The following is a 26,221-nucleotide window of genomic DNA, read 5'->3' as shown; positions in this document are numbered from 1 at the left end:
GCAAGAGGTGGCGTGTTCTTGCTCAATGCAATGTTTAAAGAAGACTTCCATATTTAACAAATTTACCAGGTGAAGTGCCGACCTGCTTGGTGAAGCTGCGAATAAAATTGGCGTAATCTCCAAAACCGGATTGATAACAGGCCTCTGTAATACTTAAACCTTCGATTAAATAAGATTTCGACAGCTCTATACGGCGACTAAGAATGTATGCTCGAATCGTGAGTCCGGTATGCTTTTTGAATTGTCGACTAATATAGCTGCTATTCGTGAACATCGCCTCTGACAATTCTTCGAGCGTCAGTTGCCTCGTCAGATTACATTCAATGTAACCCATCGTGTTTCGAACTAGTTCAGGCATAATATCCGTTGCAACAAAATCCGTATTTTGAAAAGTTAGATTCGTTAGAAGAAGTAGCTGTGTAATCAAAATATTCCCCAGAATATCCGCTCCATAATCACTTGATGAGAGACACTGTTCAAGCTCGCCAGCTAATTGCAGCACTTGTTGAAGCTCCTCCTCTTCAAGATGTACGATATTACCCTTACCCTTGGGACGGTAGTCGAAACATGCGGATAAGTTGGTGCTAGAAGTAGACAAGCGGTTCAGATATGACTTTTTCAGATTTATGGTAATTCTCTCATATTCGTTTTTGTCCAAGGCAAAGGAACGGTGCATCTCCTCCGGGCTAAGAACGAGCAGATCGCCACGTTGCAAATGGTAACAACGGTTCTCAATATAGAAGTTTACATTGCCACGTAGAAATAAGTAGAGTTCATATGCATTATGTCGATGATAAAACGTTCCCATATTATACGTGGTGGTGCGATGAAGGTACAACAGCTCATTCTGGATTGGATCAAACAGGTATTCTGAAGTCTCATTCATATCAGATATATGACCTCCTTGTCGTTTCGCGCAATAAATATAGCCGTTTGTGCAATGAAATTGCAGACGTGAACCTATAAAATGTAACCATCCTAGCATGAAGGATACATAATTGCAAGCGTTTCCACACGAGTGTGTACAACGAGATTGGAGGAAAAGATGGATCTGATTTTCACGGCTAGAAGTAGAGCGCAGGACACCGTAGAGTACACGGCATTGGATAAGCACGCTCTCAAAGCTGACGTAAAAGTAGCAAGCGGAAACGGCAGTGCAGAAAACCCATGGCAAGCCGACATTCAGATTTACAACGAGGGCCAGAATGCTTGGGCAGGGGTTATTCATGTGGAAATGCCGTTGGACAAACAGAATCCGAGGTTTTTTTTGCCTGCATTTATGTATGGCCGCAACCGGGGCGAAGCACCCCAGAATGTCCCAAATGAGTTCCCCAGACTAAGGGAGGGCAAGCCCTCTCGTCCTTCATCACCTTGGTGGATGGTCCGAAGTGATCGTCTGTCTCATCCAGCTGCACTTATCTATGATGAAGGTCGGATTGTTGGTCTAAGCGCAAGTCCCTACTGGATCAATACAGGAAACCAGAAGCAGCAATGGTATCCAGGAATGGAAGGAAACTTTGTGCAATATGGGGGATTCACATGTTCCATTGAAAAGGGTACGGTCGGATATACGTTGGGATATGAGAATGCTCCGTTGTTATTTATCAAATCCAGACTTGTCCATGAGCGAGCTGCCCTTGGAGAAAATTGCTTTGAACTTGCGGCAGGTGAATCGGTTGGGCTCACACTTGAACTATATAACTACGAGTCTGAATCAGAACTGGGCATCAATCCAGCACTGGAAACAATCTATAAGAGGTATCACGAAAAACCAAGAGAAGGAAGTGACATTCAGACAACGGTAACGGATTTGTCCAATGCCATCTATGAGTATGCCTGGCTTCCGGAGGATCGTCATTATTCTACATTTGTATATGAAGATGCTGCTGAAACCAGTGGCTACCGATACAACAAAATTATTTCAATCAGTTGGACAAATGGTATGACCATCGCTGCACCAATGCTTATGGCTGCATTGCGATTGGATAATGAGCCCATGCGACAGCAGGCATTATCCTGCATTACCAATATTATCGAGAATGCCATGAATCCCAAATCCGGACTTCCATATGACGCCTATCAGGATGGGATATGGAGTGTTAAAGGCTGGTGGTTCGACGGCATGCGTACCCCAGGACATTCCTCTTACCTTGTAGCTCAAGCGATGTTCTACATTCTGAAAAGCTACGATTATGAGAAGCGCATTCGAAATGTGAGACACGATGATTGGCTTGCTTACGTCAAACCAATACTTGATCGTCTGGAGTGCACGAAGAATACGGATGGAGAATATCCCACCATTTTGTCAGAGCGGACCGGAGCAGGTCTTGAATATGATGCTTTTAGTGGAGTCTGGTGTCTTGCTGCCAAGGCATATTACTGTTGGTTAACCCATGATGAATCTTCTCTGGAAGAGCTCAGACGCAGTGAAGCCCACTATTACAACACCTATGTGCAACACATGGAATGTTACGGCGCTCCGCTCGATGCGGACAAAGCTGTTGATTCGGAAGGCATTCTGGCGTACATCAAAGCTGTTCGGTTTCTGCACGCATTGACCGGTGACGAGCTGTATCTGGATCATATGAGAGATGCGATCAGTTATGAATTCAGCTTCAAATTTTGTTACAACTCACCTATTAAGATTCCGCCACTCAGTACATTAGGCTGGTCCAGTTCCGGGGGAAGTGTTACTTCAGTAGCTAATCCGCATATTCACCCCATGTCAAGCAATCTAGTGGATGAGCTGTTGTATTATGTTGGACAACGGGAAGACAATTATGTTCGCCAACGTATGATGGATACCATCGGGTGGGGGTGTCAGACCTATAATCGTTATGATCAAGAATTCGGCTATGGCAAAAAAGGATGGATGTCTGAACGCTTCTGTCATTCGGAAGGACTGGTCACTGAAAAATATGCGGATGGTACACCAGCCAGCACCTGGTTTTGCCTGATGCCATGGGCCAGTGGATCGATCATCGAAGGCCTTGTTGGCGACTATTGGGATTATGCGCGACCTGTGTGAATTAATTTTGCAATAACTAACAACAGTCACCATATTAGATACCGCCGATAGGGAGACATGCTACCGGCGGTTTATTTTCGTTGGAGGAAAGGGGACAAACGGATGTTAACAGTACTACTGGTAGATGACGAGATGTATGTACGAAAAGGGCTGTATGAACTCATAAGCTGGATTGATCTTGATATGGAGATTATCGGAGAGGCAGAGAACGGTGTAGAGGCACTGAATCTGATTGAACGCCTGCAGCCAGACGTGATTATAACAGATATCCGTATGCCAATCCTGGATGGACTGGAACTGATACGTGCCGTTGAGAAAATGCCACATCTGGAACCTGTATTCATTATCATCAGTGGTTATCATGATTTCAAATATGCACAGCAGGCAATCCGGTACGGGGTTCATGACTATATTCTGAAGCCTATTGATGATGAAGAATTGACGGCGACGTTGCAGAAGTCGGCTAATCTCATTTGCAACAAAAGAAAACATATCCTCATGGCCGAGGGGCAGGCCAGTAACATCATGTTGGAGGATCTGATCAAAGGTCATGTACAGAAGCAGGATGAACCTCGATATGCCGAGATGCTCGGGATCAATGATAACTCCAATCTGCTCATGACTTTGATTGAACTTCAGACCGGATTAGATGAAATTAAAATTACCATTGAACAGCTACGTGAAGCAGTACAATCTCTCGAGAGTAACTTATGCAAAATGTTCATCAGTGAGCAACAGTACGGCATGTTTGCATTATTAATATTGTGGTCTAAACCTGATCAAGGTGGCTCGACGTTACAGGATAAACTGCATTCTATTCATATAACACTGAGCAAAAAGCTTAATCTGGATATCGGTCTTTACGCAGGAACACTCGTCAAAGAAATTGGAGATGCCCCACAATCCCTTATGGCGGCTAAAGAAGCAGCCAAGCATAAATATGCAGAAACTGGTGGTGTCGTGCGCTATACCGAGATCAAAGACAAACCGTTGTTTGTTTTCAATGTATACCAGGACAAGGTGGATCAATTAATCTTGAGCCTGGAAGAGGGGGATAGGGCTACTTACCATAACATTGTAGAAGAGAAATTCAAATTGTTTCATATGAATCGATTTTCTCCTCAGGCTGTCTCAGGTTCTCTATTGCGCTGTATAACGGGTATTCTCGCTGTGGTCCACGAAATGGGTGGTACTGATGAAGGTCTGAAGCAGCTAAAGGAGCTGGCACAACAAAGTCATGAAGGTTGGAATTTAAGACTACTGAAGAATGCTTTTCTCATGGCGCTGGAGGAAGCCGAGGATTATGTGTCTCATTTGCGGATGGAGCGGTCCAAAGGGGATATCAGCAAGATCAAGCGATATATTGATGCAAATTATACCGAGAACATCAATCTCAAAAGCATTGCTGCACTCTTCTACATGAATCCCGTTTATCTTGGGCGGTTATTCCGCAAAAGCTACAATCAATACTTCAATGACTATCTGCTGAACCTGCGGATTCATGAGGCGAAGAAGTTACTGCGCCAGACAGATCTGAGAATGTACGAGGTCGCTGCACGCGTAGGATTTCAGAATGCGGATTATTTTGTAACACAGTTTGAGAAACTCGTTAAGTTATCGCCTACAGAGTATCGCAATCTCCTTATGGGAAATGAACAGCGAGGTGCACAATGCCAAGATGGAACCTGAATTACATGAAGCTTCGAGATAAACTATTGCTGATGTATGTCCTGTCCGTGTTTATTCCCATCGTTGTTACCAATGTGGTGTTCTACAATGTCACATCCGCCAATATTCGTAGTCAGAAAACTCGTGATGCCGGCATGGCCTTGAACAATCTGAAGAACGACTTGCGTGTAACCATTGATCAGGGCGTCGGTCTCTCTTATTCGTTATATACGGATCCTGTATTCAATGACACCATCTCGCGTTCGTTTCGAAGTCATTTTGAGTACATTGACGCTTATAATTCGTACCTAAAAGGGCAATTTTCCGGTCAATTGAATCAGGGGATTCGCTGGTATCAAGTGTATACCGATAATTCTACTATACTATCTTCCGGTTATATTGATCGTTTAACTGACGTGGTCCGAAGCTCGGACTGGTACGTTCAATTTCAGGCATACTCCGCTCCTTATCCAGCACTGATCTCAGCGGATCAGATGTTAAGTCTGGTTCAACGGCTCGACAATCTGGACACTGGGGGGAAAGAGCAGTTACTTAAAATTGACCTGAACATGGATACGATCAAGCAGTATTTTCATAATAGCGGATTTGATGGGAAAGTGTATCTTCTTGATCCGGGTGGACACATCCAATTTTCAAATGATCCTACAGCAGACGAATCTCAGATAGGGAAACGTTACAATGAGATCCAGTTTCCGAATAAAATGATTCCCTTTGAACTTACGTATACAGGCATTAACTATCTGGAAGGGTGGTCCCTGCAAGGTGTCATGGATGAAGAAATTGTGTTGAAGGAGGTGCGGAAGTCCCGTTCCTTCGTGGTTTGGCTTGCTTGCATTAATTTTGTCCTGCCATCTATTATCATCGCGGCCATGTCCAGATCCATCCATGTCAGACTGGTGCGGATTCTTAAACATATGAAAAAAGTAAAAACACAGAATTTTCAGACGATTCCTCCTGAAGATGCAAGAGATGAGATCGGTCAGCTTACGATGGAATTCAATCGAATGACCGAGACGATCCATAACCTGATTCATGAGGTATATCTCGCTGACATCCAAAAGAAAGACCTGGAGTTAAAGCAGCAGCAAGCACAGCTTCATGCGCTCCATAGTCAGATCAATCCTCATTTTTTGTTTAATACGCTGGAGTCGGTACGGATGAGGAGCCTCATCAAGGGCGAGAAAGAGACCGCCAAAATTGTGCATAACATGGCCAAGATGTTTCGCAAGTCGATCAGTTGGAGTCAGAATGATGTGACAGTGAAGGAAGAATTGGAACTCATCGAGAGTTTTTTGCAAATCCAGAAATACCGCTTCGGAGAAAAACTTCAATACAACATTGAAGCAGATCCTGCGGTACTGATGTACCGAATGCCCAAGATGGTGATCCTGCCCTTTGTTGAGAATGCAAGTATTCATGGTATTGAGTCATCTCCGGGTGTAGGTATCATTCAACTCTTCGTTTCAACAGAAAATGACCAGCTCCTTATCAGACTAACGGATAACGGTATAGGGATGTCACAAGCTAAATTGGAAGAATTGCTGAGCTATCTGAATCAGAACACGGATATGGGAGAGCATGTTGGCATGAAAAATGCGTTTAGTCGCTTAAAACTTTGTTATAAAAATCACTTTACATTCGCCATCCAGACATGGGAAGGAGAAGGAACGCATATCCAAATTAAGCTTCCACTTAATCCATCAGCCATGCCAGGCGACTAATTACGAGGGATATACTTTTTAAAGTAGGAGGTACACTTTTATGGGTAACTTTGAAAGCGCTATCTTGATATATTGAGAAGGCTTAAAGACACAAACAATACTTTAAGGGGGCATTTGCTACATGTTTAGAAAAAGAAACATTATAACAGGTCTGGCCATTTTACTGGCTGTAACCCTGGCAGGTTGTAATAAAGCCAGCCCGGAAGCCTCTTATCCTGACAGTAATGACAACACCCCGGTCACCTTTAAATATTTCACGTTTGGCGGTGGCAAGAAGGACATTCTGGCAAGCAGCACGACCATTGGCAAGACGTTACAGGAACAAACAGGCGTTGACTGGAAAATGGAATATCTGGTCGGCGACGGTGCAACCAAGGCAGGTGTAATGATTGCGAGTGGGGATTACCCCGACATCATCGACTCCAGTGGTGAAATGGCCAAGTTGATGGATGCAGGATCCTTTATCCCGCTGGATGAACTGATCGATCAATACGGGCCTAACATCAAGCGGGTATACGGGCCTTATATGGACAAATTCAGACAGGAGGATGGAAAGATCTATTTCTTGCCATACACTGCCAACATCGGTTATGTGTCAGAGCCTAACTTCCAGACCGGCTTTTATATTCAGCGTGCTGTGTTAAAAGAGTTCAACTACCCCAAGATCAAAACACTGGACGAATATTTTGACTTGATTGAGCAATACAAGCAAAAGCATCCGCAGATCGATGGAAAAGAAACCATCGGCTTCGCCACACTTGCGGGTGAGTCGGGCAGCTTCTTCACCCTGCTAAATCCGGCCATGCATCTGGCAGGTTATCCAAACGATGGCAGTGTGATGGTGGATATGCAGAGCCATGAAGCCAAACTGGTAGCCGGATCTGATTATCAGAAACAATGGATTCAGAAGCTGAGCGAGGTTAACGCACAGGGGATGTTTGATCCCGAATCCTTCACAATGAACCAGGATCAGTATCTCGCCAAGTTGACGTCCGGTCGGGTGCTGGGATATTTCAGTTACTCCTGGCAGGTTGGAGACGCAACGAACAACCTCAAGAAGGCTGGTATTGACGATAAACGTTACGTATCACTACCGATCGTATTTGATGACAGTGTCAAAGACCAGTATGTGGACCCGCCAGGTTTTGTGAACAACTATGGTGTCGGAATTACCGTAAATGCCAAAGATCCTGTGCGAATTATTAAATATTTTGATAATTTGCTCAAGGAAGAAAACCAGATTCTGGTTCAATGGGGTATTGAGGACGATACGTATAGTGTGAATGATGAGGGTCGTTTTTATTTCAAAAATGATGACCAACGCAAGGCACATGAAGATCCTGAATTAAGTCGTAAGTTCGGCTTTGACTATTTTAATTACAGCTGGCCTCGTTACGGTAATAACTCCGTGCTAGAGGATGGCAACGCCTATGGACCGGGCAATCAACCAGAAGTGGCTACCTTTAGCTACACGGACGGAGACAAGCTGTTGTTAGAGAAATATGGTGTGGAGACATTCACAGAACTATTCAGCACACCGGATGAGCGTCCTTGGTCTCCTGCTTGGTCCATTGCATTGGAGCAGGGCTCTCCTGAACAGATTTTCATCACCAAGGCAGAAGATCTCCAGAAGAAATATTTACCCAAAATGATTATGGATTCACCTTCCACTTTCGAGAACACATGGAATGAATATATGAGTCAATTGAATCAACTCGACAAGAAAACATACGAAGCTACGATAACACAGGCAGTTAAGGATCGTGTAGCTGGCAAATGGTGAGTGTAATCCATAAGAGAACACACGGAACGGGGGATATTCACATGTTAAAACCAAAATTTAGAACAGCAGGTTTAGCTGTATTACTGACAGTTTTACTGGCTGGGTGCAGTCAGAACAACTCGTCATCATCACCTTCAGCCACAGGTGATGATGAGAACAGTCCAGTCACGTTCTCGTATTACATGTTCTCTCCAGGCAAGAAGGATGCTCTGGCAAGCGAAACAACAATCGGTAAAGCGTTGCAAGAGCAGACGGGTGTGGACTGGAAGATGGAATATCTGGTAGGTGATAGTGCTACAAAAGCCGGTGTCATGATTGCGAGTGGAGACTATCCTGATGTCATTAGCTCCAGTGGTGAGATGTCCAAGTTACTGGATGCCGGTGCCTATATTCCGCTGGATGATCTGATTGAGGAATATGGCCCTAATATCAAAAGGGTATATGGACCATACTTCGATAAAATGAGAAATGCAGAAGACGGAAAAATCTATGCGCTGCCTTATACGGCTAATCAGGGTGAGTATTCAGGTAGTCCAAATGTGGGCGGAGGAGCTTTCTGGATTCAGCGCTCTGTGCTCAAGGAGTTTGACTATCCAAAGATTACTACACTGGATGAATATTTTGATCTGATTCAGGATTATAAGGAAAAACATCCAACTGTCGACGGTGCAGAGACAATCGGATTTGTGTCACTTGCGGGTGTGGCCAATAACTTCTTCACACTGCAAAATCCAGCGATGCATCTTGCCGGTTATCCGAATGATGGCAGTGTCATGGTGGATATGACTACCCGTGAAGCGAAAGTCGTCGCCGGAACAGATGCTCAGAAAAAATGGATTCAGAAGTTAAATGAGATCAATGCTCAAGGCATGCTTGATCCGGAATCCTTTACGATGAACAAAGACCAGTATTTGGCCAAGCTGACTTCGGGTCGTGTATTAGGATACTTCAATTATGGCTGGCAGGTTGGAGACGCATCGAAAAACCTGCTCTCGGCAGGTATTGATGAGAAACGTTATGCACCACTTCCGATTGTGTTTGATGAAGGAATTAAGGATCAATATGTTGATCCTCCCGGCTTCGTCAACAACTATGCAACAGGTATCTCGGTGAATGCCAAAGACCCTGTTCGTATCATCAAGTATTTCGATAATTTGCTGAAGGAAGAAAATCAGGTTCTGGTGCAATGGGGAATCAAGGATGAGACGTACAGTGTGGATGAAAAGGGCAGATTCTATTATGCAAATGAAGATCAACGCAAGGCTCATGATGATCTGGAGCTCAGCCGTAAATACGGGTTCACCTACTTTGGGACAGACTGGCCGCGATATGGCGGTGAATCTACGTTGACTGATGGTAACGCTTATAGTCCTGGCAACCAGCCGGAAGTAGCTGCGGCATCTTACACCGAGGGAGACAAGAAATTCCTTGAAGCCTACGGTATTCAAACCTTTAGTGAATTATTTAACAAACCGGAGGAACGGCCTTGGTTCCCGGCCTGGTCCATCGCATTGGAGCAAGGATCACCTGAACAGATCTTCACGACCAAATCGGATGATTTGCAACGTAAATACTTACCGGAAATGATCTTGGGAGCACCTTCGAATTTTGATAAGCTGTGGGATGCCTACATGGCTGAATTGAACAAATTGGACAAAGCTGGTTATGAAGCGACGATTACCAAAGTTGTGAAGGATCGTGTCGCAGGAAAATGGTAATACGAACACTTTAAGTGCGTGTTCGATAAGACCGATTTCAACAAACTCGTTAAAACAAACTGTACATGCGCAGGAGAAAACGTAAGAGCATAAACTCCGCTTTCTCCTCGCATGATGAACAGCATAGGAAAGGAGCAGGTTCACCGTGGAGAAACCTAATGTCTCCCTTAACTCGATGCCGCCAGCCTCGAATCCGAAGGGAACCAGAGCACATTCATTCTTCAAACGTCTTGTGCAACAACGAACACTTGCCTGGATGTGTATACCCTTTGTCATCTGGGCCTTTATCTTCAAGTACCTGCCGTTATGGGGATGGACCATGGCTTTTCAGAATTTCAAACCGGCGAGATCCTTCTCGGATCAGCAGTGGGTAGGCTGGCAGCATTTTAGTACGTTATTTGAAGACAATACCTTCTACCGGGTGCTGCGCAATACGCTTGTCATGAGTTCCATCAAACTGGTCTTGGGATTTGTGACTGCGATCACACTGGCCCTCTTATTAAATGAGCTGAAAAATGTCATATTTAAACGCTTTGTGCAAACCGTCAGTTATCTGCCTCACTTTATTTCGTGGGTTGTTGCCTCCAGCATTGTATTAACCGTCCTGTCACCAGACGGAATTATCAATCTGCTGCTGATGAAGCTTCACCTGATTGATAGTCCGGTACTATGGATGGGAAAAGGTGAATACTTCTGGGGTATTCTTGGGGCAACCGAAGTGTGGAAGGATGTCGGCTGGAACACTATTATCTATCTGGCAGCGATTACGGCGATTGATCCGGCGCAATATGAGGCTGCCGAGATTGATGGAGCCAGTCGCTTCAAACGGATGTTATATATCACGCTGCCTGGCTTGAAACCGGTTATTGTGATCTTGTTGATCATGAACATGGGAAGTATTCTGGAATCCGGATTTGAACCACAATATCTGCTGGGTAACGGGATGAATATGGACTATTCGGAGAATCTGGACATCTTTGTACTGAAATATGGATTAGGGATGGGGAACTTTTCCTTGGGTACAGCAGCAGGCATTTTCAAAACTGTGGTCAGCTTCATCTTCCTTTTCTCCGCGAACTATATAGCGAAAAAAATGGGAGAGAGCAGACTATTCTAAAAGGAGGCCTATGCCATGCGAAAAGGAAACACATCCCGCTTGCGGAATAGCAGCACCGGGGATCGAGCATTTGACACCATTAACATGATCTTCATGGTATGTCTGATGATTGTGACGATCTATCCCTTTGTTAATATGATTGCCGTATCCTTCAACAATGCCAATGATGCCATTCGGGGTGGAATATATCTATGGCCTCGTGTATGGACACTGGACAATTACAAATACATTTTTGGCGAATCCGATATCTATCACGCAACTCTGATCTCGGCCCTGCGTACGGTCATTGGAACCGTGGTGTCCGTCTTCTGCACAGCCATGCTCGCGTATACAGTTAGTCGTCAGGAATTTGTGCTTCGCAAGTTTGTTACGATGTTTTTTGTATTCACCATGTACTTCAGCGGGGGCTTGATCCCCGGTTATCTGCTGATTCGAGACCTGGGATTGATTGGTTCCTTCTGGGTGTATATCATTCCGAGTGTAATCGGTGTATTCAATATGATCGTCATCCGTTCCTTTATTGAAGGTCTTCCAGAAGGCATTCTGGAGTCAGCCCGTATTGATGGGGCAGGGGAGTTCACGACATTTATCCGCGTTGTCCTGCCGCTAACGATTCCCGCAATGGCAACCGTTTCGCTCTTTGTTGCCGTGGGACAATGGAATTCCTGGTTCGATGTATTCCTGTACAACTCTTCCAATAAAGAATTAAGCACGTTGCAATACGAATTAATGAAGATTCTGCAAACTTCAACGACCTCAGCGACTTCGTCAGCAAGTGATGCTTATCAGTCTGCCGAGAGCAACGCAACGGCGGTTACGCCAACATCAATTCGAGCGACCATGACCATTATTGCGAGTGTTCCTATTCTGATGGTGTATCCGTTCTTGCAGAAATACTTTGTACAGGGCATGACAATTGGTGGCGTGAAGGGATAGTCATGGGCTGCATATCATTTCATTGAATTATGTAAACGCAACAAACTATACCGTATTAGCGTCTATTCATCCATAGAATAACAACAGGAGTGAAACAAATGCATGTAAAATGGATGACGATGATTGGTGCTGTTCTCGGCTCTATGCTTATAGGCGTGGGGACGGCAGCTGCGGAAGAAACGTTTGTTGATTTAAAACATTCAAAGTGGGCAGAGGATGGCATCACGTATATGGCGAAACGGGGAACAGTGGCTGGATACGGCAATGGGATTTTCAAGCCTGATGCACTTGTGACACGGGCACAAGCCGTCACTTTTATGGTGCGGGAGCTTTATCCAGATCAGCTTCAGAGAGCAGTGGAAGGCACAACCTATTCGGATGTTCCAACGACACACCCTTTCCATCGAGAAATCATGATAGCTGCTAAAAATGGACTTGCGAGTGGTTTCCCTAACGGAACCTTCCGTCCGGACGCACCGCTTAGCCGCGCAGAGACTGCGGCCTTCCTTACAAGGGCATATTCACTCGAAGAAGGTAAGAATCCCGCAAAATGGACCGATACGGAAAAACATTGGGCTGTAGCGCCTATTCTTATTATGAGTTCAAACGGCTTGGTCGGTGGTTATTCGGATGCCACTTTCCGTCCAAATCAAGCTGTCACGCGCGCTGAATATGCCGTATTTATGGCGAGAGTAATTCGCTTCGAACGCGAAGCAGCCATTCGGGCGCAAGATTGGGATAAGCTGATATCCTATATGACGGTAAGCGAGCAAGTTGGTCAGATGCTTATGCCCGATATTCGGCAATGGAATGGTAAAGCGACGACGACCGTTAATGAAGGGCTGAAACGCAGTATCCATGATCAAGATTTGGGCGGGCTTATTCTTTTTGACAAAAATATTGTTGACGCGAGGCAGCTTACAACGTTCACACATGATATGCAAAGAGAAGCAGGTGACATTCCTCTATTTCTTAGTATCGACCAAGAAGGAGGCGTTATTAAGCGAATACCAGGCGGTACGAATCTGCCAGGTCAGATGGCGCTGGGTGCAACTGGAGATGCAGCGCTTGCCGAAGCGGCTGGTCAGCTGACGGGGGAGGAGCTGAAGGCACTGGGAATTCAGATTAACTTTGCGCCAGTGCTGGACATCAACAGCAATCCAGATAACCCCATCATTGGTATACGCTCGTTTGGCTCGGAGCCAGATTTGGTGACGCGGCTTGGTCTCGCAACAATACAGGGCTTGCAGCAATCCGGGGTCATGGCGGCAGTGAAGCATTTTCCTGGGCACGGAGATACGAAGGTAGATTCCCATCTGGGTATGCCGGTACTAACTCATAATCGCGAGCGCCTGGATGCTGTAGAATTAAAGCCATTTCAGGCTGCAATCAAAAATGGTGTAGAGATGATTATGACCGCGCATATTGCTTTTCCTGCCATAGATAACGAACATGTGACTTCGCTCAAAGACGGTGAACGTGTGCAGATTCCTGCCACCTTATCGAAAAAAGTACTGACAGGACTTCTTCGCGGAGAGCTGGGATATGAAGGTCTCATCATTTCCGATGCTTTCACCATGAATGCCATTGCGGAGCATTTTGGGGAGAATCAATCGGTAGAACGCGCCGTCTCCGCAGGTGTTGATATCATCCTAATGCCGAAAGATTCAGCAGCGGCCCATCAAACGCTGGTGAATGCGGTGAACAATGGAACGATCAAGGATGAAACCATACACGCATCTGTGAAACGAATCCTGGAGATGAAAGCGAAATATGGTTTGTTTGAACGCAGCCAGACTCTTGCGCAAAAGCTAACTCAGCTTAACGGTATTATTGGATCGAAGGAGCACCGAGCGGTGGAGCAGAAAATCGCAGAGCGAGCGGTCACCGTACTCAGCAGCCGCGAAGGTAGGCTTCCGGATCAGATTCAGCAAGGCGACCGGGTTGTTATTGTTGCAGCCGAGCAGGAACAGGCGAAACAGCTGGAAAAACAACTGTTGCAAGCCGCTAATAACCTGTCGTTAAAGACCGAAATTGCACTTGTTGGACAAGGCAAAATGAATGAAACGCTCCAGGCGATTGGCAAAGCCAATTATGTTATTCTTGCTTCTTACCAATTCCGGAATGTAGCCAGCCAGTTCGGATGGAGCGAGTATCAATCCTTGATCAATGCAATGAACAAGAGTAATCAGCGTTACACGCTGTTGTCACTTGGTAACCCTTACGAGATGATCTATCTTCAGAACGTGCGCTCAGGGCTTGCAGTGTATGGAAAGCAGGAGCCAAACACGTCTGCCGGGATCAAAGTTTTGCTTGGTCAACTGAAAGCTGGAGGACAGTTGCCCGTACAAACGGATTAAAGGTCAATCAATGAAGAGAAAATGAAGAAAAAAGACGGATCCCAGCATACGGAATCCGTCTTTTTATTTTAAACTAAACGTTGATTTCACCGATCCATCTACCATGCCATCACTCGGATATTTCTTCGCTACAAACAAATTGGAGTAGCATCTTCACAAATTGCTCCGTCATCCGCATATCCAGTGCATTATCATGAGCAGCACGAATCGTTACCATACGCTGGAGCATGGCCATCATCGTTGTGAAGATAAACTGAGCCAGATCGAGCGGAGGGGACGGATTCTTGATACTGCCGTCAACAACGCCTTGGGATAAAGCGCCCATCAGGAAATGATTTTCTTTCCCATTCTGGTTGAATCGATCGTATGTTTCTCTTAATTCAGGATTAAAATCATACATCTCATAGTTGATATCAAATAATTGAATAAACCGGATGTAGTCTGGATGATCCTGGGCATAAACAACCCATGCATTCAACATCACCGTGAGTTGTTCTCGCCCGTTCATGTCCTTCACTGATGTACGGCTAACCTCATCCGTTAAATGTTCAATCAGTTGCATCTGAATGACTAAAAGAAGCTCATCCATAGACTGAAAATGTTTATAAAATGTCACTCTACTAAGTTCAGCTTTTGTACATACATCCTTAATCTTCACTTGGAGCAATCCATATTTCAAAAAGAGCTCCTTACCTGCTGCAATCAAATCATCGCGATGTTTATTTCCCAATTGTTGATGCCAGTTTTCATTCACTTGTATACCGTTGTCCTTTCTTCGAACGAAATGCGTTCAAGGTAAGTCCGAGAGAAGCGAGTAGCATAATTGCACCAAAAATATACGGGAAGTTTATGTTTTTGTCAAACAATAGTCCTGCGATCAGCGGACCAATCACAGTTCCAAGACTGGAAAATGTCGTATTCAGACCCGATGCATAACCTTGCCGATCTCCTGCATTTTTGGATATTAAAGTGCTCACCGAAGGCCGCAAAAATGAATTGAAGGCAAAGAATAACGCAGAGGCGAATAACAGAAAGACCAAGTTTACTTTAATTAACATTAATAATAAAGCGATGGGCGTAATGATTAAGGAAAGACGGATTAGCTTAACTTCACCGATTCGCTGTACGAACCAATCCAAAAGCCAGATTTGCACAATAATCCCGATAATCGCACCCAGAGTAATAATAATGGAGATCGTTGCAGCGTTGAATCCATATTTCTGTTCAGCAAAAAGCGCGAATACGGTCTCATAACTCATGAGGCCAAAGGTCATAACAAGCAGCACAATCAAGTATTTAAAATACGGTACTTTAAATGAACTTCAGATTTTCTTACCCAAGTGATCTCCCTTTTGAAGTGAGATGGAGACGGTTCTTTTCTCCGGGGGAAGTGTCTCAGGCAGCAGCAGCGTCATCAATGCCGCAATCAGTCCCAGACCAGCCGCAAAGAAATAGGGCATGCGAATACCCATCTCGGCGATGAGACCACCCATACCAGGTCCGAGAACCATTCCCAAATTCATTGCTGCGCCGAAATAGCCCATGCCTTTCGCACGAGTCTTCGGTGTTGTAATATCAGCGACATAAGCAAGGTTTGCAGGAACCATCAAACCGAGACTGATTCCACCGATAAATCGTGCGACATAGAGGAACGGCAATGCTGTCGACAACGCAAATATGATATCTGAAACAACGGACAGAAACATACCCGCCATGATCAACTTTTTGCGTCCAAATCGATCGGACAATTGTCCTCCCAGAGGTGAAAAGAAGAATTGAGCGGCACCAAATGCCGCTACGAGAAATCCGGCGACGGTGCCTCCCGCATGAAAAAGCTTCAAATACTCCGGCAATATGGGGATGAGCATGCCTTGCCCCAATAAAGCGATAAACAGATTTAACATCAGAATGAACAGTGGAAAGCGAATTGCTTTTGGTAATGTACTCATGCTTGTCATAAGCCCCTTCATTAACATCGTGTTAACCTTTACAGTATGTAAACCATTTTAAATGATTCGAAGGAGATCTGTAAATGTAAATCTTTTTTAAGTGAGTAGAGCTATAATTGAATTCATATGGAGGTGGGAACGCGTGAAATTAGAGGAATTATTTACGGTACATGTGAACATCGAGAACTCATTTGATTTACAGAATAGTGAAGGTAATTCAGTTGTCATGATTACTTTTACAGGTAGTGTAACCGGAAAGTATTTTGAGGGAATGGTGCTGGATGGAGGAGTGGATACTCAGATTATCGGGAAGAATGGTGACCCGCATACGCTATCGGCAAGATACATGCTTCAGGGAACAGATCACACAGGGGATAGCTGCAAAATTTATATCGAAAACAACGGAAACATCGATAAAACGCTGAACACTGCTTTATTTCGGACTTCTCCCAAAATGATAACGGATAGCAAGACTTTATCTTTTTTGAACAGTGAAACGTTGGTTGGAGAAGGTCATCCAACGGAGTCAGGAGTAGATATAAAAATATATAGGACACATTGATAACTAACACGGAACAGAGGAAAACTGATTTATTCGTGTGCCGCGGATAAATCACATGCTGTTATGAAGAGATAGAGTCGCGAAATGAGCGGCTCTTTTTCGTTATGCACGTTTACGTCCATATTTATATGTATTCTTTTACAATCAATTAACAAAGGATGGATACAGACCAGACATTTCTCGCCTATAGTGTGATGAGCGAAAATAAACCAATATAGGCGGATTAAGGAGAAGACTAATCAATATGATGATCAAAAAAATCGGGATTTCAGTCGTATCACTCACCATGCTAACGTCTGTGAGTATGTTTGACGTATATGGTGCAGGTTCCAAACGCATGATCGAAGTTGCTGAACAATCGGCTAATGTGGTCGTGAACGGACAAAAGATGGAAGGTGAATCATTTCTCTACAATGGGGTCACTTATGTACCGGCAAGAGCGATTGGGGAAGCATTGGGACAAGAGGTAGACTGGGATAACAATACCCAATCGGTATTTGTTGGAGCAAAAATTAACGGTCAGCAGGGATACCACGGTACCAAAACGCCATACCCTTTTAAGGAAACAAGTTATACAAAAGCTCCTAATGGATTTGAACCCGTATTTATTAACTACATAGGTAGACACGGTTCGAGACATCTATCCGGTGCCAAGTACGACAAGACGCTCTTTGAACTGCTCGACATCGCTGAGAAGGATGGGCAGGCTACCAATCTGGGCAAAGAGCTGAAGAAGGAAATTGGCAAACTGATGAAGGTTGAAAAAGACCATTATGGATTGTTATCCACTACGGGTGGAGAAGAGCTGAAAGGAATAGGAAGCAGAGTCGGGCAGAACTTCAAAGAACTATTCACATCAGATAAAAAAGTAATCGCTCAGGCCACCTTCAAAGATCGAACGCCCCAGAGCAGAGATCAGTTTATTGATGGATTAAAGGAAAGCTTGGGAGATAACAAGGTAGACATTCTGGCTTCAGCCTTTGAAGAAGGGAAAGACCCCTATCTACGGCCCTACGACTTGGCTACGAAGTATAACGAGTACGTTGAAGATGGAGACTGGGTTAAGTTATACGAGGATTATGTCACACAGAGCACTGGAACGCGTTATGCAAAAGAGGTCCTTTTGCAATTTTTCTCTGAAGACTTTTATCAGAGATTGAATTCTGGAGAGTTCGAACTGAAGGATGAGAAAGGGAAAGTGAAGCTCAGCAACCCAACCGAAGCAGCTTCTAATTTGTACGAGCTGTACATTATATCTTCGAATATTAAAGGAGAAGGTGACTTTGAATTCGGGCGGTATTTTACGACCAATCAGTTAAAGTGGTACGAGAGCGTTGACAATATTAATGACTTTTATGAAAAAGGTCCATCCTTAACGTCAACGGATCTGCCGCAGAATATCATAGCACCCCTGGTCAAAGAATTAATCGTCTCTACCGAAAAGTCCATTCAGCAGAAAGACACGGCTGGTATATTTCGTTTTGCTCACGCAGAAACCATGATCCCACTATCTTCATTCCTGGATATCGCCGGAGCTAATGTGAGTATCGACCAACCGCAAGATGTGACCCAAAACTGGAATGGCTCGGTCATCTCACCGATGGGGGCAAACATCCAATGGATCTTGTATTCCAATGGTAAGGATGTACTCGTAAAGATGCTTAGAAATGAAGAAGAAATCGCGTTCCCGATTGAAACAAAGACCTATCCGTACTATAAATGGGATGATGTGAAGACATATTACCAAAACAAACTGCAGAAGGTTGGCGTAGAGCTGGATAGCAGCTTGGAAGATAACATCGAGCTTTTACAGAAAAAATTCTAGTTGGTAAATATACAATTGTTGATGAACATGAAGAAAGCAACTCCTAAACGGGGCTGCTTTCTTTTTTTAATTGGAATGAAAGGCATAACGAAAAAAAATCCAAAACAAAATGTGACCAAATGCCGTCCGTAAGAGTGTTAGAGGTATAAAGGAGGGCATAACAACCATGCAGCGATCAGTGCCCCAGCTGGGCGATCATGTGATGAAAGTCTATGAGACATACGCGGATACGCTGTTCCGAATTGCCATGGTGCACCTCGGCAGACGGGAAGACGCGGAGGAAGCCACTCAGGATACCTTCATCAAACTAATAGAAAAAGCCCCTACATTCAACGATGCAGAGCATCAGAAAGCATGGTTGATTCGGGTCATCACCAATCATTGCAAATCCTTATTAGGCAGAGGCTGGCGCAAGCGGGAGGTCAAACTGGAGGGAGTCGATCCTCTTACAACGGACAACCCTGAAGATCACGCGCTGATTGAACTTGTATTGTCACTGCCCGTCAAGTATAGATCGGTGGTTCATCTGTATTATTACGAAGATTATGCAATCCGAGAAATCAGCGAGATCCTGGAGATTAGCGAATCAGCAGTGAAAATGAGATTAAAACGAGGAAGACAGCTGTTAAAACTGGAGCTAGAAGGAGAGGAACTGTAATGAACGAAGAACAATTCAAACAAAACTACAAGAAAGCGGTGGATCATATGAAAACAAACGAACAAATGAAAAAACGGGTAGAGCAATCCTTGAACACGCAACATCAGGGGCCAAAACGTCAACGCAAACCATTATACATTGCAGCAAGTGTTGTTATCGCTGCCAGCATTGGATTGGCTGCGCCGAGTGTATGGCAGCAATTCAATGGACCAGCCGAACCAACTCCTCAGGTGGCAGAGGTGACTCCAGGCGCGTCGTTCGATCCGATTGTGATTCCGAAGATGGAGTTGTCCGATTCACAAGGGAAAGGCGCGATGGCAGATATGATGCAACTGGTTGTATATGGAGGGAACGTATATACACAGTCCCCAACATTGCTTGAAGGTGCAAATGCACTCGACCTGCGTGGCGAGAAGCTTGGCACAACAACTGGCGGCATCAATGAGCTGAGTGGTCAGGATAAATACACAGAGCTTGCTTCCAACATTGGCGAAGCAGACATCTATGCGGTGAATGGCTACGATAAGGACTTCCGCATCATGTCTTACACCGAGATCGATGGTCAAGTGTATGCACAACTATTCGACAAGAACAACGGGATCACCATTGGTACGGGTGCCGACCTGATCGGTAAGCTGCATCTCGATGGCAACGTTGCCTCGGCGCAATGGGAGACGTTTGATAGCTGGAACAACGGAAAGCAGCAGTTTCAGCCGTTAGCAGCGGATGAATCACTGGAAAGCTTCATCTCTGCGTTATCTGCTGCCAAACCAATTGCAACGAGTCCGGAATTGGAAGAGAACCTCTACGGCAAAGAAGATCGCAAGATGATCTATCTCACCTTGGAAGATAAAACACAGGTTCCACTGGTTCTGTTTGGTGAAGGTCTGGTGCGTTACGGTAATGTTCCTGCATTTCTCGAAGTTGAGAAAGGCGCGTTTCAATCCTTCTGGAACAGCTTGGGCGAGTAAGGTTCCACAGCGATACGGATGCATGAAGAAGAGCGAACTGGGCACGAAAGTGCTTTGTTCGCTCTTTGGATTATCGGTGGAGTCTTTTAAATAGAATTCTTGTAATACAGCAAATGATCGGTCCACTCATCATTTTCGTGTATGAAACCTTTACGTACACATTCAAACTCCATACCAACGCTTTCAGCTAACTTCACAGAAGGGGTATTATCCAAATTGATATGGGCTTCTATACGGTGGAATTTCAAATGTTCGAATGCAATATGTAGAGCCTTATTCACAGCTTCTTTGCCATAACCTTTTCGCCAATACTGATTATGGATCGTATATCCGAAGCTTCCCCATTGAAAATCATCTCTCGCCAACGTAGCAATATCAACCATACCCAGATGTGTGCCATCTTCCTTTCTAAAGACACCAAATACATAAACCGCATCTGTACGCGCTAACTCCTGGTGTCGATCCACCAGATCATGAAACCAATCCAGTGTACATTCACTCATATCCATTTTCCCTTTATCATGGCGGTGCTGGGAGGGCAAGCGGTTTTCAAATTCATTCAACCAATTCTCATAATCGTCTTTCTGTAATGGTCTGATTATTAATCGTTCTGTCTCTGAAATATGATCAAATTTTTCAGCTTTTAATTTCAAAACGACATCTCCTCTGGATTGAATTTATGCTCATGGCATAGCACTGAAAAAGTCTATAACCACGCTGCGAAACTCTAAAGCGGCTTTGGAAATATATCTGTTTTTGTGCGAAAGTAGAGCAATTTCCCGAACGAGTCTGTGTTCCTCTACCTGAAGATATCTAATACGCTCATGCGGGTTTGTGGCTGTGCTAGGTATAAAAGCAAGACCGATCTCCGCTTCAACAAGGGCTGTTAATCGTGCAGGTTCGTCACCTTCATATACATATTTCGGTAGGAAACCAACGGATTGACATATGGAATCCACCATATCACGAACACCATAGCCTTGTTTTACCCCAACAAACGATTCGTCCTTAAGCTCGGCTAGTTGAATGCTGCTTCGTTCTGCATATCGATGACCCATAGGAACAGCAACTACGATCGGGTCGTCATATAGTATCTGACATTCAATATCTTCACCTTCAATCGGAGGGGAGGAGAGACAAAAGTCCACCTCGCCTCGATGTAGAAGTCTGGACATGTTCTCTAACGAAACCATTTGCACATGGAACTGAATGTCCGGTTGATTTTTGCGAAATTCTCGTAGTATACCTGGCAAAGTACTGGCCGTAGTCACTGCCAATTGCAATGTACCCTGATCTTTGTTGGAGAGGTCGCCTATTTCCCGTTGTCCCTGTTCCAATTCAAATAAGGCTTTTTCAGTTCGGCGAAGAAATGTTCTTCCAAAATCGTTAAGTCGCAGCTTTCTCCCGATTCGATCAAATAAAGGGACTCCCAGGTCATCCTCTAATCGTTGTATCGTTTTGCTCAGAGAGGATTGCGTAACATGCAGCTTTCCCGCAGCTTCCGTAACATGTTCGCATCGGGCCACCGTCAGGAAATATTTTAGTTGAAGAAGCTCCATATGCAACATCCCTTCATTCCTTCAAGTTCATCAAATCATAACATACAATGCGTTGGAATAAATGAATACTTTCTAGTAAGATGACAGCAGAAGAAGGAGTGATGCACCGATGAATGTTCGAAATAAAGGATTGATGTTGGCTGTTGGACTCGGAATTATGTTGAATCCGTTGAATTCCTCCATGATTTCTGTGGCAATCTCCAGGCTACAACAAGTGTACCAACTTGGTTTTACAGCCATTTCGTGGATCATTTTATCATTTTACATTGCCAGTGCTGTTGCTCAACCCGTCATGGGCAAGTGTAGTGATTTGTTTGGCCGCAGGAAGATCTTCCTCATGGGTCTTGTTATTGTTTTTGTATCGTCCATGCTAGCTCCATGGTCTCCCAGTTTTTCGTGGCTCATCGTATTCCGGATCGTTCAATCGATTGGCACAAGCATGATGGTAGCCGTCGGAATGGCGATTGTCAGAATTAACGTGACTGAAAAACAAGCCTCCGCCTTGTCCACCTTGGCGATATTCCTTTCTGGAGCGGCTGCAATTGGACCTTTTATTGGTGGAGTTTTGATTCATTGGTGGGACTGGCACAGCATATTCTTCGTTAATATTCCGTTTGTCTTGGCAAGCTTTTGGTTCGCCTGGAAAACAATCCCGAAGGACAAGCAATCTCCGTCTATCTCTGGGCACATGGCCATTCGGCAATGGCTTGCGTTAATTGACGCACCGGGTATCCTGATGTTTACGGTAGCTTTGGTGACTCTGCTCATCGGATTACTGTCAGTAAATTCCACAGAAAATATTTCTACATGGCATCTGCTGACAGGAGGGATCGGGTTAATTACACTTGTCATGTTCATCCGGCATGAATTAAAAGCAGCCAAGCCATTCATCCCTCTGCGAACGTTTGCAATATATCCCGAGATGACTTGGGTGAATGTGCAATACATGCTGGTAAACATCCTGTTTTACGCACTTTTTTTTGGAGTTCCTACGTATTTGAAGCAGGTACGTCATCTCAACGAAGTTCATACAGGAATGAGCATGCTGGCTTTGGGGTTATGTTCAGTCATTATTGCTCCGATCGCAGGGCGCTGGATTGACAGATCGGGATCACGGCCAGCTTTAATCGTATCAGCTTGGTTAATGACCATTGGCTCTGTATTCATCGTTTTCATGAATGAAACTTCTCCAATCTTTGTTGTCATTGTTGCCTTAGCTTTATTTGGCATAAGTAACGGTCTAAACGCGGTTGGCATGCAAGCAGCTCTGTTCAAAAGCACACCCAAAGAAATGATAGGTGTTTCATCGGGTATTTTTAATACATCACGCTACCTGGGGACCATCATATCATCGTTATTGATTGGTATTGTTATGGGAGATACATTCAATGTGACAGGATTTCAGATGCTTGGAATCATCCTTACGCTATTAGCTGCATCACTGATCATCATGAGCGTACGTCGCGAGGCAGGTGCGGTGATTCCAGAGCAAGTAAGCAAGTAAATAAAATAGTGAATCCACCTTGCAATACCACGTTTACACCCAATGAATCAATAGCTCCATTGGGTGTATTTTTTGTTTTTCACCAAGTTGTCAGAAAGAGTTGATCCTTTCTTGAACGTTTAGGGTAGAAGACGTGACTTTGATTGAATTAGGTAAAAATGAAGATATAATAATTTTGATTAATAGGTCTCGCATAGCATTTTCTATGCATTTAATATCAGGTATCAACAGGAGTAATCGCAAAGTACATGTGGCAAGATATCGTTGTATCGTACTTTGTGAAATTTTTCTCTTATCCTAAACACACGAACTACAGGAACGTCCTAAACTGATATTAAATGCAACCAGTGAGTAGCAGACCTGATCATAAGCAAGAGTTTATCACTAAAAATCAACAGAGTTTGAAAGGAGGCAACATAAAGAATGGCTATTGATACGGTGTTATGGAGCAGACTGGTGACTGGTTTGACACTCGGATTCCACGTTATTTTTGCAACGCTTGGTGTCGGTGTACCTTTGATGATTGCTATTGCAGAGTTCATCGGCATTCGGAAGAAAGATCACCATTACATACTTATGGCAAAGAGGTGGTCCAGAGGATTTGTCATATCTGTGGCAGTTGGTGTGGTGACAGGTACAGCGATATCGCTGCAATTGGCCTTGGTGTGGCCGAATTTTATGAAATTGGCCGGTAATGTTATTGCACTGCCACTATTTATGGAAGTATTCGCGTTCTTTTTTGAAGCGATCTTCTTGGGTATTTACCTCTATACGTGGGATCGGTTCAAAAATCCGTATATCCACTGGTTGCTGACCATTCCGATTGTCGCCGGGGCAGGCATGTCTGCTGTTTTTATCACGACAGTAAATGGATTCATGAACCAGCCTGAAGGTTTTGTCATGGAAGCAGGTCAATTCTTGGCAGTGAATCCTGTACAAGCGATGCTGAATACGGCCACGTTCTCCAAAGTATTTCATGTATTAAGCTCGGCTTATCTCACAGGAGCTGCTTTGTTAGCAGGAATAGCAGCCTTTGCGATGCTGAGAAAAGGGGTGTCGGCCTATCACAAAAAAGGCTTGAACCTCATGATGGCGGTTGTGCTGGTCTTCAGTTTATTAAATTCCTTAGCTGGAGATGTATCTGCCAAGTTTTTGGCTGAGCATCAGCCGGAGAAGCTCGCAGCTGCCGAGTGGCATTTCGAGACAGAAAGCGGAGCGGATTTGATTTTATTAGGATGGCTGAATGCTGAACATGAAATTATAGGCGCACTTCATTTGCCCAAAGTGCTCAGCTTCCTTGCTTTTGGAGACTTTAACGCCGAGGTAACCGGGCTGAACGAATTTCCACCAGATGAACATCCACCATTACTTGTGCATTATTTGTTTGATCTAATGGCTGGAATAGGTTTTGCTCTACTCGATATATCAAGTTTGTACTTCGTGTTTGTGTTTTGGAAGAAACGTAATCAGTTTAACAAGTGGATGCTTCGTATGGTTGCACTCAGTGCACCGCTCGCTTTTCTGGCTGTTGAGATGGGCTGGTTCTATGCAGAGATCGGGCGGCAGCCATGGATCATCCGAGGTTATATGCGAGTGGAAGAGGCCGCTACTTCTTCACCAAGTGTAAGAATTTTATTTTTCGTGTTCTTGCTTCTATACATCGTGCTCGGCGTCATCTGTGTTCTCGTATTGAGACGTCTGTTCAATAATAATCCTGCTGAGCTTGAGATGGAGAAATGGTTGAAAGAGAAGCATGATCAATCAGCCACGAAAGGGGGGCAGGCCTGATGAGTTATGAATTAATTGGTATATCCGTACTCTGGCTGTTCTTGTATGGCTATCTTATTGTAGCTTCCATTGATTTTGGAGCAGGTTTCTTCGCCTTTTATGCACGCCTGACGAAGCAGGATCACCTGATTAATCGTCTGATCTCCCGTTATCTATCACCGGTCTGGGAGATCACCAATGTATTTTTTGTCTTTTTCTATATTGGCATCGTTGGATTTTTCCCGGATACCGCTTACTATTATGGCTCCGCGCTGCTTGTTCCGGGAAGTATTGCCGTCATTTTGCTTGCCATTCGTGGTTCATTCTACGCCTTTGAGAATTATGGTTCCAAAAATAACATCGTATATCTGTTTTTATACGGAGCTACAGGTTTGCTTATTCCAGCATCGTTGTCTGTGGCACTGACATTGTCTGAAGGTGGCTTTATTTTGAAGCAGGGGGATACCGTTTCTCTGGATTACTGGGCGCTGTTTACGAATCCATTATCGTGGAGCATCGTTGGTCTAGCCATCGTGTCGGTATTGTTCATTAGCGGGTCATTTCTCACATTTTACGCTTCTCGGGCAGAGGATCATTCGGCATTGAAGCTGATGCGGAACTATGCTTTGTTCTGGAGCACACCGACCATTATTCTCGCGCTGACTGCATTTATCTATTTGGGTCAACACAATGAGCGTCATTTTCAAAACATGATGGATTTATGGTGGCTGCTGGCGCTATCCGTTGCATTTTTCATGATTGCCATGTGGCTGTTATATAACGGACGCCGTTACGGATTAGCTTTTATTTTCATCATGCTGCAATTTTTCACAGCCTTTTTCGCTTATGGCATTGGGCAGTATCCTTATATTCTTGATCCATACATCACGATTCAGAGCAGTGCAACACCGCCAGCTATGGGCTTTGCGTTAGTGGTTGTGTTTATCGGTGGGCTATGCCTGTTAATTCCTTCTCTTATTCTGGTCTTCAAACTGTTCCTGTTTGATGCGGATTATGTGAAAGGGAAAAAATAAAGGAGGAGCTTTCGGTGAAGAGAAAAGTCAAATCCAATCT

Annotated in this window: 21 protein-coding genes; 15 read left to right on the top strand and 6 right to left on the bottom strand. The window is 44.4% G+C overall.

All coding sequences use genetic code 11. From position 1 onward, the window contains the following. Window positions 1-34: 34 nt before the first annotated feature. Window positions 35-886, bottom strand: a complete 852-nt coding sequence (locus tag AB4111_RS01590; RefSeq protein ID WP_210108153.1) for an AraC family transcriptional regulator — start codon at window positions 884-886, stop codon at window positions 35-37. A 159-nt stretch (window positions 887-1,045) separates the two neighbouring features. Between AB4111_RS01590 and AB4111_RS01585 the strand changes: the two genes are divergently transcribed. The 8 genes from AB4111_RS01585 (at window position 1,046) to AB4111_RS01550 (ending at window position 14,352) form a co-directional block, all read left to right on the top strand. After that, entirely contained in the window at window positions 1,046-3,028 is a 1,983-nt protein-coding gene (locus AB4111_RS01585; protein ID WP_442029897.1) for a hypothetical protein, read from the top strand. 102 nt (window positions 3,029-3,130) lie between these two features. Further along, window positions 3,131-4,717: a response regulator transcription factor gene (locus tag AB4111_RS01580; RefSeq protein WP_442029895.1), complete on the top strand. Its 1,587-nt coding sequence runs from the start codon at window positions 3,131-3,133 to the stop codon at window positions 4,715-4,717. Next, window positions 4,699-6,438 carry a sensor histidine kinase gene (locus AB4111_RS01575; RefSeq protein WP_442029893.1) on the top strand — a complete coding sequence of 580 codons (1,740 nt, stop codon included), beginning with the start codon at window positions 4,699-4,701 and terminating at the stop codon, window positions 6,436-6,438. The genes AB4111_RS01580 and AB4111_RS01575 overlap by 19 nt, the downstream gene beginning before the upstream one ends. A 121-nt stretch (window positions 6,439-6,559) precedes the next feature. Then, entirely contained in the window at window positions 6,560-8,221 is a 1,662-nt protein-coding gene (locus tag AB4111_RS01570) for an ABC transporter substrate-binding protein (RefSeq protein ID WP_442029891.1), read from the top strand. Between the two features lie 41 nt (window positions 8,222-8,262). Beyond that, window positions 8,263-9,939, top strand: coding sequence for an ABC transporter substrate-binding protein (locus tag AB4111_RS01565; RefSeq protein ID WP_442029889.1), 1,677 nt, complete (start codon window positions 8,263-8,265; stop codon window positions 9,937-9,939). 175 nt (window positions 9,940-10,114) lie between these two features. Next, complete coding sequence (locus AB4111_RS01560) at window positions 10,115-11,056, top strand: ABC transporter permease (protein WP_197997708.1); 942 nt, start codon at window positions 10,115-10,117, stop codon at window positions 11,054-11,056. A 15-nt stretch (window positions 11,057-11,071) separates the two neighbouring features. Continuing rightward, window positions 11,072-11,992 (top strand): carbohydrate ABC transporter permease, encoded by a 921-nt coding sequence (locus AB4111_RS01555; protein WP_442029887.1) that lies wholly within the window; start codon window positions 11,072-11,074, stop codon window positions 11,990-11,992. 98 nt (window positions 11,993-12,090) lie between these two features. Then, a complete protein-coding gene (locus tag AB4111_RS01550) occupies window positions 12,091-14,352 on the top strand; it encodes a glycoside hydrolase family 3 N-terminal domain-containing protein (protein ID WP_442029885.1) in 2,262 nt (753 codons plus the stop codon). Between the two features lie 109 nt (window positions 14,353-14,461). Here AB4111_RS01550 and AB4111_RS01545 read toward each other — a convergent pair whose 3' ends face one another. Genes AB4111_RS01545 through AB4111_RS01535 form a run of 3 tightly spaced genes read right to left on the bottom strand, consistent with a single transcriptional unit; the run spans window position 14,462 to window position 16,301 of the window. Further along, on the bottom strand, window positions 14,462-15,106 hold the full coding sequence (locus AB4111_RS01545; RefSeq protein WP_442029883.1) for a TetR/AcrR family transcriptional regulator: 645 nt from the start codon (window positions 15,104-15,106) through the stop codon (window positions 14,462-14,464). Further along, entirely contained in the window at window positions 15,099-15,638 is a 540-nt protein-coding gene (locus AB4111_RS01540) for an MFS transporter (protein WP_442029881.1), read from the bottom strand. The genes AB4111_RS01545 and AB4111_RS01540 overlap by 8 nt, the downstream gene beginning before the upstream one ends. 36 nt (window positions 15,639-15,674) lie before the next feature. Next, window positions 15,675-16,301, bottom strand: coding sequence for an MFS transporter (locus tag AB4111_RS01535; protein WP_442029879.1), 627 nt, complete (start codon window positions 16,299-16,301; stop codon window positions 15,675-15,677). A 142-nt stretch (window positions 16,302-16,443) separates the two neighbouring features. Between AB4111_RS01535 and AB4111_RS01530 the strand changes: the two genes are divergently transcribed. The 4 genes from AB4111_RS01530 to AB4111_RS01515 all read left to right on the top strand — a co-directional run bounded on the left by AB4111_RS01530 (window position 16,444) and on the right by AB4111_RS01515 (window position 20,317). Then, window positions 16,444-16,863 (top strand): DUF3237 family protein, encoded by a 420-nt coding sequence (locus AB4111_RS01530; RefSeq protein WP_442029877.1) that lies wholly within the window; start codon window positions 16,444-16,446, stop codon window positions 16,861-16,863. Between the two features lie 244 nt (window positions 16,864-17,107). Continuing rightward, window positions 17,108-18,688 carry a copper amine oxidase N-terminal domain-containing protein gene (locus AB4111_RS01525; protein ID WP_442029875.1) on the top strand — a complete coding sequence of 527 codons (1,581 nt, stop codon included), beginning with the start codon at window positions 17,108-17,110 and terminating at the stop codon, window positions 18,686-18,688. 166 nt (window positions 18,689-18,854) lie between these two features. Then, window positions 18,855-19,346, top strand: a complete 492-nt coding sequence (locus AB4111_RS01520; RefSeq protein WP_105598749.1) for an RNA polymerase sigma factor — start codon at window positions 18,855-18,857, stop codon at window positions 19,344-19,346. Further along, on the top strand, window positions 19,346-20,317 hold the full coding sequence (locus tag AB4111_RS01515; RefSeq protein WP_442029873.1) for a hypothetical protein: 972 nt from the start codon (window positions 19,346-19,348) through the stop codon (window positions 20,315-20,317). The genes AB4111_RS01520 and AB4111_RS01515 overlap by 1 nt, the downstream gene beginning before the upstream one ends. An 86-nt stretch (window positions 20,318-20,403) precedes the next feature. Here AB4111_RS01515 and AB4111_RS01510 read toward each other — a convergent pair whose 3' ends face one another. Together AB4111_RS01510 and AB4111_RS01505 are read right to left on the bottom strand one after the other, a co-directional pair. Next, window positions 20,404-20,970 carry a GNAT family N-acetyltransferase gene (locus tag AB4111_RS01510; protein ID WP_442029871.1) on the bottom strand — a complete coding sequence of 189 codons (567 nt, stop codon included), beginning with the start codon at window positions 20,968-20,970 and terminating at the stop codon, window positions 20,404-20,406. A gap of 30 nt (window positions 20,971-21,000) precedes the next feature. Continuing rightward, window positions 21,001-21,876, bottom strand: coding sequence for a LysR family transcriptional regulator (locus AB4111_RS01505; protein WP_442029869.1), 876 nt, complete (start codon window positions 21,874-21,876; stop codon window positions 21,001-21,003). Between the two features lie 109 nt (window positions 21,877-21,985). On the opposite strand from AB4111_RS01505, the gene AB4111_RS01500 reads away from it, so the two are divergent. The 3 genes from AB4111_RS01500 (at window position 21,986) to AB4111_RS01490 (ending at window position 26,181) form a co-directional block, all read left to right on the top strand. After that, on the top strand, window positions 21,986-23,380 hold the full coding sequence (locus tag AB4111_RS01500) for an MFS transporter (protein ID WP_442029867.1): 1,395 nt from the start codon (window positions 21,986-21,988) through the stop codon (window positions 23,378-23,380). A gap of 423 nt (window positions 23,381-23,803) precedes the next feature. Beyond that, on the top strand, window positions 23,804-25,168 hold the full coding sequence (locus AB4111_RS01495; RefSeq protein WP_442029865.1) for a cytochrome ubiquinol oxidase subunit I: 1,365 nt from the start codon (window positions 23,804-23,806) through the stop codon (window positions 25,166-25,168). Further along, the gene (locus tag AB4111_RS01490) at window positions 25,168-26,181 is read left to right on the top strand and encodes a cytochrome d ubiquinol oxidase subunit II (protein ID WP_442029863.1); all 1,014 of its coding nucleotides are present in this window, start codon (window positions 25,168-25,170) and stop codon (window positions 26,179-26,181) included. The genes AB4111_RS01495 and AB4111_RS01490 overlap by 1 nt, the downstream gene beginning before the upstream one ends. Window positions 26,182-26,221 lie beyond the last annotated feature (40 nt).

The organism is Paenibacillus sp. 2KB_22 (genome assembly GCF_052115745.1).
GTDB lineage: Bacteria > Bacillota > Bacilli > Paenibacillales > Paenibacillaceae > Paenibacillus.
This window is presented reverse-complemented; position numbering and strand designations above follow the sequence as displayed.

Excerpts from the sequence above, each read along its gene's own strand:
- AB4111_RS01575 (WP_442029893.1), top strand. The coding sequence starts at position 4,699 with ATGCCAAGATGGAACCTGAATTACATGAAGCTTCGAGATAAACTATTG.
- AB4111_RS01500 (WP_442029867.1), top strand. The coding sequence starts at position 21,986 with ATGAATGTTCGAAATAAAGGATTGATGTTGGCTGTTGGACTCGGAATT.
- AB4111_RS01560 (WP_197997708.1), top strand. The coding sequence starts at position 10,115 with ATGCCGCCAGCCTCGAATCCGAAGGGAACCAGAGCACATTCATTCTTC.
- AB4111_RS01585 (WP_442029897.1), top strand. The coding sequence starts at position 1,046 with ATGGATCTGATTTTCACGGCTAGAAGTAGAGCGCAGGACACCGTAGAG.
- AB4111_RS01570 (WP_442029891.1), top strand. The coding sequence starts at position 6,560 with ATGTTTAGAAAAAGAAACATTATAACAGGTCTGGCCATTTTACTGGCT.
- AB4111_RS01525 (WP_442029875.1), top strand. The coding sequence starts at position 17,108 with ATGATGATCAAAAAAATCGGGATTTCAGTCGTATCACTCACCATGCTA.
- AB4111_RS01520 (WP_105598749.1), top strand. The coding sequence starts at position 18,855 with ATGCAGCGATCAGTGCCCCAGCTGGGCGATCATGTGATGAAAGTCTAT.
- AB4111_RS01550 (WP_442029885.1), top strand. The coding sequence starts at position 12,091 with ATGCATGTAAAATGGATGACGATGATTGGTGCTGTTCTCGGCTCTATG.
- AB4111_RS01590 (WP_210108153.1), bottom strand. The coding sequence starts at position 886 with ATGAATGAGACTTCAGAATACCTGTTTGATCCAATCCAGAATGAGCTG.
- AB4111_RS01555 (WP_442029887.1), top strand. The coding sequence starts at position 11,072 with ATGCGAAAAGGAAACACATCCCGCTTGCGGAATAGCAGCACCGGGGAT.
- AB4111_RS01515 (WP_442029873.1), top strand. The coding sequence starts at position 19,346 with ATGAACGAAGAACAATTCAAACAAAACTACAAGAAAGCGGTGGATCAT.
- AB4111_RS01495 (WP_442029865.1), top strand. The coding sequence starts at position 23,804 with ATGGCTATTGATACGGTGTTATGGAGCAGACTGGTGACTGGTTTGACA.
- AB4111_RS01490 (WP_442029863.1), top strand. The coding sequence starts at position 25,168 with ATGAGTTATGAATTAATTGGTATATCCGTACTCTGGCTGTTCTTGTAT.
- AB4111_RS01535 (WP_442029879.1), bottom strand. The coding sequence starts at position 16,301 with ATGAGTACATTACCAAAAGCAATTCGCTTTCCACTGTTCATTCTGATG.
- AB4111_RS01505 (WP_442029869.1), bottom strand. The coding sequence starts at position 21,876 with ATGGAGCTTCTTCAACTAAAATATTTCCTGACGGTGGCCCGATGCGAA.
- AB4111_RS01580 (WP_442029895.1), top strand. The coding sequence starts at position 3,131 with ATGTTAACAGTACTACTGGTAGATGACGAGATGTATGTACGAAAAGGG.
- AB4111_RS01565 (WP_442029889.1), top strand. The coding sequence starts at position 8,263 with ATGTTAAAACCAAAATTTAGAACAGCAGGTTTAGCTGTATTACTGACA.